Raw genomic sequence first — 1,204 nt, forward strand, 5'->3', positions numbered from 1 at the left:
AGATGAGTTTAAAATTTTTAAGTTTCCTATCTTCTGATTGATTAAAATAGTTTCATTAAAATCAAAATTACCTTCGTTGATATTTAATACTAAATTAATCTTATCAAAAATTTTATTTTTTGAAATTTTATCAGATTTTATTGAAATTTTTCCATTAAAATTATCATTATATATAAAACCTGCCTTAATGATCTCGTTAAACCAGAAGCTATTTTTTAAAATATAATAAATGTCAAAAGTTTTTGTCTCTGAATAAGCCTCAATAAATAATGGTTTGAGATCAATTATCCCTTTATAAGATAAAGGAGTATTTCTTATCATTGACTGATTAGAACTAAAATTTATTTTATTTTTAATAATTTCATAACTGGTTTTAAACTTACTACTTAAAATATTAATCTCGTTTTGATAAAAATATTTATCTTTTTCAAAAATACTTTTATTTAACACATCTATATTTATTTTCTTTAAATTTGCTTTTAAGATTTTATGCTTTCTTATTAAATCTTTTTCCCAGTATAATTTTAATGGAATTTTAAAAATTTCTCCGTCAACTTCAATTATATTTTTTCCATTTTCTTTAGCATACTCTGCAGTAAATTTATTAATTGAATAAATAAAGACTGTATTATTATTCTTGCCATTAAAAAATAGTTTACTATTTTTAATTTGAACCTTTTGATCTGAAAATTTTTTATTTATTAATTCACCTAAAAAAGCTAAATTTTCTTTCTTAATAAAAAAATTAGCTTTTTTAATTAAGATTTTTTTTACTATAATTCGGTCTTTATTAAAAAAGTTTGATTGACTAATAAAAATTTTAAGTTCTTTTAATTCGCCTAACTCATTGTTAATTTTTGAATTCGGCTGATACAATTTAGAGTCCTTAATGGAAAAATGGGGTGTGGGTAAGATTCGGTATGTTATATCTGGGGATAAACTAATATTTAAATTAAATTCAGATAAAATCTCATCGGAAAGGACTTTTTGAACTCTTCCAGATTTATATAAACTTGGTATTGATAAATAAAGTAGATATATAAAAATTAAAGTTGAAATACTAAATATAGTAACTTTAGTATTTATGTTGAATTTAGGATTAAAATTAAAATTAAATTTTTTCATAAATTTAATTTGTTTTATAATGATTATTTAGAAAATGAGAAACTTAGAATATCTAAAAAACTTGAATTCAGCCCAAAAA

1 protein-coding gene is annotated in these 1,204 nt (G+C 20.3%); it reads right to left on the reverse strand.

What is annotated here, in order from left to right; genetic code table 11:
• Nucleotides 1-1,125, reverse strand: a 1,125-nt coding sequence (locus AMN73_RS01820) for an AsmA family protein (RefSeq protein ID WP_075534589.1), incomplete at its 3' end; no start/stop codon positions are given.
• Between the last annotated feature and the right edge of the window lie 79 nt (nucleotides 1,126-1,204).

The organism is Candidatus Pelagibacter communis (assembly GCF_001179965.1).
Classification (GTDB): domain Bacteria; phylum Pseudomonadota; class Alphaproteobacteria; order Pelagibacterales; family Pelagibacteraceae; genus Pelagibacter.